Below are 7675 nucleotides of genomic sequence, written 5' to 3' on the forward strand. Positions count from 1 at the left end.
ACTTCTCCCGCTTCGCCCAGCCCACCGAGCTCGACCTCAGCGCCTTCGGGGGACGGCACCCGGTCGAGCTCTTCGGCGGGGTGCGCTTCCCGGCCATCGGCGAACTGCCGTACCTGCTGACCCTCGGGGGCCACGGCTTCTACTGGTTCCGCCTGCGACACGAGAGCACGGTGAGTAGTGATATGGTTACTCCACCCTGATGAACAGGGTTCGAGCCCGCCGGGCGGGTGGCTCGGTCATCAACTGCACGCGCTTGTCGCGTGAAACCTTCCCGAGTGATCGGCAAGGACACGCTCCCGCTTGGGGCGGCGTGCACGCCAATGGTTCCGGCTCCGCATCCGCCGGTGAGGCCTCTGGCCACCATGAGGGCGGGACGGTTTTCTCCGTCCCGCCCTGGGCACCCTTCACGCAACCCGACGCTCCTCCGCAACCGACGCGGAAAGGAACGCGACGCCATGTCGGAAGCCGTCACCCGCACCGTCACGACCCCGCCCGGCCTCCTTGCGTCACTGGATCCACTGCTCAGGGAGTGGCTGCCGCGGCAGCGCTGGTTCGCGGGCAAGGGCCGCCCCGTCAGCGGGTTCTCCCTGGTCGCGGCCACCGAACTGCTGCCGCCCACGGCCAAGCTGGGCCTGTACCACCTGCTGGTGCGCGCCCACCAGCCGCTCCAGCCGGGCCACGGCGGCCCCGAGCAGCCCGGCGACTGCTACCAGCTGTTCATAGGCGTGCGCGAGGCGTTGCCGCCCCGGCTGGCGCCCGCGCTGATCGGTCATGTGACGCAGGGCCCGCTGGCCGGACGGACGGTCTACGAGGCCCTGCACGACACCCGGCCCGCCGAACTGCTCCTGGAGGCCCTGCGCACCCAGGCCCGGATCGGCGGGCTCCGCTTCGAGCGGGACCCGCGCCAGGAGATCAGGTCCGGTCTGGTGCCGCGCCTGGTGACCGCCGAGCAGTCGAACTCGTCGGTCGTCTACGGAGATACGTTCATCCTGAAGCTGTTGCGCCGGGTCGTGCCCGGGATCAACCCCGATCTGGAGCTGCCGCTGGCGCTGGCCCGCGAGGGCTGCCCCCGGGTGCCCCCGCCGACGGCCTGGCTGGTCGCGGAGCCCGGCGGGGCGCCCGGCCCGGCGGTCGAGCCGTACGTCCTCGGGGTGCTCCAGCCGTTCGTGCAGGGTGCGACGGACGGCTGGGAGCTGGCGCTGCGGGAGCTGGCCAAGGGGGAGGACTTCGTCGCCGAGGCGCGGGCTCTCGGGCGGGCCACCGCCGAGGTGCACACCGCGCTGGCCCGCGCGCTGCCCACGGTCACGCTGGGACACGTCCAGCTCCGTTCCCTGGTCGCCGGCATGACCGAGCGGCTCGAGGCGGCCGTGCACGCGGTGCCCGCGCTGCGGCCGTACGCGGACGGGCTGCGCTCGGCGTTCACGGCGCTGGACGACCTGGCCGCCGAGGGCCGCGTCTGGACCGCCCAGCGGGTGCACGGCGACCTGCACCTCGGGCAGTGCCTGCGCTCCCCGGCCGGGGAGTGGTCGCTGATCGACTTCGAGGGTGAGCCGGCCCGTCCGCTGGCCGAGCGGCGGATGCCGCAGCCTGCGGTGCGGGACGTGGCCGGCATGCTGCGGTCCTTCGACTACGCGGCGCGTTCGGTGGACCCGCCGCAGCCGGACTGGGCCACCCGGTGCCGGGCGGCGTACTGCTCCGGCTACGCGGAGGCGGCCGGCCGGGATCCGCGCACCGATCCGGTGCTGCTGCGCGCGTACGAGACCGACAAGGCGGTCTACGAGGTGGTCTACGAGGCCCGGCACCGTCCCGAGTGGCTGCCCGTGCCGCTGGCCGCCGTGCACCGGCTCGCCTCGACCGACCTGATCTGACCCCATCCGCCCCGCGTCCAGGAGGCCTCGCCCGTGACCCCCCGCCCCGAGTCCAGCGATTCGCATCCGGAGCAGCCGGCCGAGCCGGTGAAGAAGGCCGCGAAGAAGACGGCCGCGGCAGCGAAGAAGGCCGTGGCCAAGAAGGCGACGGCGACGAAGGCGACCGCGGCGCCGAAGAAGGCCACGGCCAAGAAGGCCACGGCGAAGAAGACAGCCGTGAAGCAGACGACGGCCGAGAAGACCGCGGCCAAGAAGACAGCCGTGAAGCAGACGGCGGCCAGGAAGACCGCGGCCAAGAAGGCGGCGGCCCCGAAGACGGCGGTGAAGAAGGCCGCCGCGAAGAAGGCCGCCGCGCGGGAGACCGCCGTGCGGGAGACCGTCGCCGCGCAGTCCGTCCCGCCCGAGATGGAGATCGCCGTCTCCCCCGCCGTGGACGCCGCCGACCGGGAGCGGCTGCTGAGCGGGACGCACCACTCCCCGCACTCCGTGCTCGGCGCGCATCCGGTGCCCGGCGGGGTCGTCTTCCGGGCGTTCCGGCCGTACGCCCTCGCGGTGACCGTCGTCTCCGGGGGCCTCACCGTCGAGCTGCACGACGACGGCGACGGCTTCTTCTCGGGACTGCTGCCGCTGGGCGCGGTCCCGGCGTACCGGCTCCTCGTCACGTACGAGGGGACGGTGCAGGAGACGGAGGACGCGTACCGCTTCCTGCCCACGCTCGGCGAGCTCGACCTGCACCTGATCGGCGAGGGCCGGCACGAGGAGCTGTGGACGGTCCTGGGCGCGCACCCGATGACCCACCAGGGCGTCACCGGCACCCGGTTCTCGGTCTGGGCGCCGAACGCGCGCGGGGTGCGGGTGGCCGGCACCTTCAACTTCTGGGACGGCACCGGCTTCCCCATGCGGTCGCTGGGCTCCACGGGGGTGTGGGAGCTGTTCGTGCCGGGGATCGGCGAGGGCGAGCTGTACAAGTTCGAGATCACCCGCCCCGACGGCTCGAAGACCCTGCGCGCCGACCCGCTGGCCCGCCGTACGGAGGTGCCGCCGGCCACGTCGTCGATCGTCACGTCCTCGGCGTACGAGTGGGGCGACGCCGAGTGGCTGGAGCGCCGGGCGGAGGTGCCCGCGCACCGGGCGCCGTTCTCCGTGTACGAGGTGCACCTGCCGTCCTGGCGGCCCGGTCTGACGTACCGTCAACTCGCCGAGCAGCTGCCCGCGTACGTCAAGGACCTCGGCTTCACCCACGTGGAGCTGATGCCGGTCGCCGAGCACCCCTTCGGCGGCTCCTGGGGCTACCAGGTCACCGGGTTCTACGCGCCCACGGCCCGCCTCGGCACCCCGGACGACTTCCGGTACCTGGTCGACGCGCTGCACCGGGCCGGCATCGGCGTGATCATGGACTGGGTGCCGGCGCACTTCCCGCGCGACGAGTGGGCGCTGGCCGAGTTCGACGGCCGGCCGCTCTACGAGCACGAGGACCCGCTGCGGGCCGCGCACCCCGACTGGGGCACCCTGGAGTTCGACTTCGGGCGGCGCGAGGTGCGCAACTTCCTGGTGGCGAACGCCCTCTACTGGTGCGAGGAGTTCCACATCGACGGGCTGCGGGTGGACGCCGTCGCCTCCATGCTCTACCTCGACTACTCGCGCGAGCCGGGCCAGTGGACGCCGAACGAGCACGGCGGCCGGGAGAACCTGGACGCGGTGGCGTTCCTCCAGGAGATGAACGCGACCGTGTACCGCAGGGTGCCGGGGGTGGTGACCGTCGCGGAGGAGTCCACGGCCTGGGACGGCGTCACCCGGGCCACCCACCACAAGGGTCCCAGCGGCTTCGGCGGGCTCGGGTTCGGGCTGAAGTGGAACATGGGCTGGATGCACGACTCGCTCCAGTACATGAGCCACGAGCCGGTCCACCGCCGGTACCACCACGGCGAGATGACCTTCTCGATGGTGTACGCCTACAGCGAGAACTACGTGCTGCCGATCTCCCACGACGAGGTGGTGCACGGCAAGCGGTCCCTGGTGTCGAAGATGCCCGGCGACTGGTGGCAGCAGCGCGCCAACCTCCGCGCCTACCTGGGCTTCATGTGGGCCCATCCGGGCAAGCAGCTCCTCTTCATGGGGCAGGAGTTCGCGCAGGGCGCCGAGTGGTCGGAGGCGCACGGCCCCGACTGGTGGCTGCTGGACCCGCACTACGGCGCCGAGGCCCACCACCGCGGGGTGCGCGACCTGGTGCGGGACCTCAACACCGTGTACCGGAACACCCCGGCGCTGTGGCGGGGCGACACCGAGCCGTCCGGTTTCCGGTGGGTGACCGGGGACGCGGCGGAGGACAACGTGCTCGCCTTCCTGCGGTACGACTCCGACGGCTCCCCGCTGCTCGCGGTGTCCCACTTCGCGCCGGTGGTCCGGCAGGACTACCGGATCGGGGTCCCCGACGACGTGCCGGCCTGGCACGAGGTGGTGAACACCGACGCCGGCCGCTACGGCGGCGGTGACGTCACCGGTCCGGACCCGGTCAAGCCGGAGCCGCAGGGACGGCACGGGTTCCCGGCGAGCATCCGCCTGACCCTGCCGCCCCTGGCGACGGTGTGGCTGCGCCCGGCCTGACCCCCCGGGCCCCGGTTCAGCCGAGGGCGTCGGCCAGCGGCTCCGGCAGCGGCTCGGTGTGCAGGACGCCGAGCCGCTGGGTGGCGCGGGTGAGCGCCACGTACAGGTCGCTGGTGCCGTAGCGGCCCGGCTCGACCACGAGGACCGAGTCGAACTCCAGCCCCTTGGCCTGGCGCGGGTCGAGCAGGACGACGTCGTGCGCCAGGTCGGGTTCGGCGCCCGCCGTCACCCCGTCGAGGCGGGCGGCCAGGGACCGGTGCAGGGCGCGCGGGGCGATGACGGCGAGGCGGCCCTCGTCGGGGGTGAGGTCCGCGACGGCCCCGGCGACGGCCCCGGGCAGGTCGTCGGTGGCGCGGGCCCAGGGCCGTACGCCCGTGGAGCGGACGGAGCCGGGCGGCTCGAAGCCGGGGTGCTCCGCGCGGACCACGGCCGCGGCGACGTCCATGATCTCGGCGGGGGTGCGGTAGTTGACGCCGAGGCGGGTGTGCTCCCAGCGGTCCTCGACGTAGGGGGTGAGGATGTCCGCCCAGGAGCCGACGCCGGCCGCCTCGGAGGTCTGCGCCGGGTCGCCGACCAGGGTCATCGAGCGGGTCGGGCTGCGCCGCATCAGCAGCCGCCAGGCCATCGGGGACAGCTCCTGCGCCTCGTCCACGATGATGTGCCCGAACGCCCAGGTGCGGTCGGCGGCGGCGCGCTCGGCGGCGCTGCGGTGGTCGTCCTCCTCGTGCCGTTCGGCGAAGCGTTCGGCGTCGATGATGTCGTGCGCGGACAGCACCTCGGAGGAGTCCGGGTCGTCGTCCTCCTTGTCCTCGAACTCGTACGTCCGGGAGGCGTAGGAGACGTCCAGGACGCCCTGGGCGAAGGCGATCTGCGCCCGCCGCTCGCGTGCGGCGCGCTCGCGGGCGAGCCGGTCGTCCTCGCCGAGGAGTTCGGCGGCCTCGTCGAGCAGGGGGACGTCGGAGACGGTCCAGTGCCGGGTGACGGGGCGGCGGACCGCGGCGGCGTCCTCCTCGGGGAGGTACCCCTCGGGGGCGGCGAGGAAGTCGGCGACCAGGCGCTGCGGGGTGATCCTCGGCCACAGCCGGTCGATCGCGGACCAGACCTCGGGGTTGTCGGCGAGTTCGTCGCGGATCTGGGTGATGTCGCTGGGGTCGAGCAGGTTGGAGCCGTCGTAGGGGTCGGTGCCGATGCGTTCGGCGACCATGTCGGTGAGCGCGTTGAGGATGTGGCCCTCGAAGTGCTCCCGGGCCACGTTGTGGGGCAGTTTCGCGGCGCGGGTGCGTTCGCGGGCGACGTTCACCAGGCCGTCGTCGAGCATGAGGACCTCGCGGTCGTGCTCGATCGCGATCACCGGGTCGGGCAGTGCCTGCCGGTCGCGTACGACGTCGGCGAGGACGCCGGCCATCTCCGCGCGGCCCTTGACGGCGGCGGCCTCGGGGGTGTCCGTCCGGGTGGTCCGCACGCCGGGGAACAGTTCGCCGACCGTCGCGAGCAGCACCCCGGTCTCGCCGAGGCTGGGCAGCACCTCGCCGATGTAGCCGAGGAACGCCGGGTTGGGGCCGACGATCAGGACGGCGCGGCGGGCCAGCAGCTCGCGGTGCTCGTAGAGGAGGTAGGCGGCGCGGTGCAGGGCGACGGCGGTCTTGCCGGTGCCGGGGCCGCCCTCGACCACCAGGACCCCGCGGTGCGGGGCGCGGATGATGCGGTCCTGGTCGGCCTGGATGGTGCGCACGATGTCGCCCATGCGGCCGGTGCGCGCGGAGTTCAGGGCGGCGAGCAGCACGGCGTCGCCGGTCGGGTCCTCGTGGCCGGTGCGGGTCTCGTCGCCGAGGTCGAGGATCTCGTCGTGCAGGGCGGTGACCCGGCGGCCCGCGGTGGAGATGTGCCGGCGGCGCCTGAGTCCCATCGTGGTGTGGCCGGTGGCCAGGTAGAACGGGCGGGCGACGGCGGCGCGCCAGTCGATGAGGACGGGCGTGCGTTCGGCGTCGTCGGCGCGCAGGCCGATCCGGCCGATGTGGTGGGTGTCGCCGGAGGCGAGGTCGATCCGGCCGAAGCAGAGGGAGCCGTCCACGGCGTTCAGCGCGGCGAGCAGCCCGGAGCGCTCGGCGACGAGGATGTCCCGCTCCAGCCTGGCCTGCCGGGGGGTGTGCCCCTGGGCGAGCGCCTCCGTGACGGACACCTCGGTGTCGCCGCGCAGGGCGTCCACGCGTGCGTACAGTCCGTCGACGAATTGCTGTTCCCGCCGCAATTCATCGTCCGGAAATTCGGTGTTTGACAATTCCGCTCCCGCCCGGATATACTGTGGTCACTGAACTTCACCGCGACTTCTCCGAAAACGAAGTCGCGAATCAATGAATATACGCAAAGAAAACCCCCGGGCGCAATTGCCCGGGGGTTTTCTCGTATCGCGTACCAGGTCAGAGCACGTCCGCCAGCTCCTCCAGGAGCCGCCGCTTGGGCCTGGCCCCCACCATCGACCGCAGCGGTTCCCCGTCGCGGAACACCATGAAGGTCGGCATCGACAGCACCTTGTAGGCGTTGGTCGTCCCGGGATTGGCGTCCACGTTCAGCTGGACGACCTTCAGCCGGCCGTCCTCCTCGGCGGCCAGCGCGCTCAGCACCGGGGCCATCTGCCGGCACGGCGGACACCAGTCGGCCGTGAACTCCACCAGCACCGGCAGCTTCGAGCCGATCACCTCCGCCGCGAAGTCCGCGTCGGTCACCTCGGGCACACCTCTCACCGCAGCTCCCCTCCCAGTTCGCACACCGGCTCCGGACCACCCGGAACCGCCGCGTCGGCGGCCAGCACGTCCCGTGCCGACTCCGCCCGCGCCAGCTGCTCGCCGACCTTCGCCCGCACCGCCCGCAGCTCGCCGATCAGGGCGTCGAGCTCGTCCAGCTTGCGCCGGTAGACCTGGAGCGAGGCGGGACAGGAGTCGCCCTCGGGGTGCCCGGCCCGCAGGCACTCCACGAAGGGCCGGGTCTCCTCCAGGTCGAACCCGAAGTCCTGGAGCGTCCGGATCTGCCGCAGCAGCCTCAGATCGCTCTCGTCGTAGGTCCGGTATCCGTTGCCGGTGCGTGGGGGGGGGGGCGCGGCGCGCGGCGGGGGGGGGGGCGCCGGGCGCGGGGGGGGGCCCCCGGGGGGGGGGCCCCCCCCCCCGAGACAAACCGGGGGCCCGACCCCAGTGGGGCGGGGGGAAGGC

Annotated in this window: 5 protein-coding genes and 1 pseudogene; 3 read left to right on the forward strand and 3 right to left on the reverse strand. The window is 73.1% G+C overall.

The genetic code is table 11. The annotated features are described in order from the left end of the window. The 3 genes from ACFY3N_RS36495 to glgB form a co-directional block, all read left to right on the forward strand. Positions 1 to 200: alpha-glucosidase C-terminal domain-containing protein (locus ACFY3N_RS36495; protein ID WP_390821075.1), on the forward strand; the 200-nt coding region annotated here is incomplete at its 5' end. Positions 201 to 455: 255 nt separating this feature from the next. Continuing rightward, the gene (locus ACFY3N_RS36500) at positions 456 to 1868 is read left to right on the forward strand and encodes a maltokinase (RefSeq protein WP_390821076.1); all 1413 of its coding nucleotides are present in this window, start codon (positions 456 to 458) and stop codon (positions 1866 to 1868) included. Between the two features lie 33 nt (positions 1869 to 1901). Continuing rightward, entirely contained in the window at positions 1902 to 4472 is a 2571-nt protein-coding gene (gene glgB / locus ACFY3N_RS36505; RefSeq protein WP_390821077.1) for a 1,4-alpha-glucan branching enzyme, read from the forward strand. 16 nt (positions 4473 to 4488) lie between these two features. Here glgB and ACFY3N_RS36510 read toward each other — a convergent pair whose 3' ends face one another. From ACFY3N_RS36510 to ACFY3N_RS36520, 3 genes and pseudogenes are all read right to left on the reverse strand, one after another. Continuing rightward, positions 4489 to 6720, reverse strand: a complete 2232-nt coding sequence (locus ACFY3N_RS36510) for a HelD family protein (protein WP_390821078.1) — start codon at positions 6718 to 6720, stop codon at positions 4489 to 4491. Between the two features lie 169 nt (positions 6721 to 6889). Next, entirely contained in the window at positions 6890 to 7204 is a 315-nt protein-coding gene (locus ACFY3N_RS36515; RefSeq protein WP_390821079.1) for a thioredoxin family protein, read from the reverse strand. Positions 7205 to 7209: 5 nt separating this feature from the next. Next, a pseudogene (locus ACFY3N_RS36520) lies at positions 7210 to 7551 on the reverse strand (MerR family DNA-binding protein); the annotation flags it as partial. Positions 7552 to 7675: the final 124 nt, after the last annotated feature.

The sequence above is a fragment of the Streptomyces sp. NPDC000348 genome (assembly GCF_042898795.1).
GTDB lineage: Bacteria > Actinomycetota > Actinomycetes > Streptomycetales > Streptomycetaceae > Streptomyces.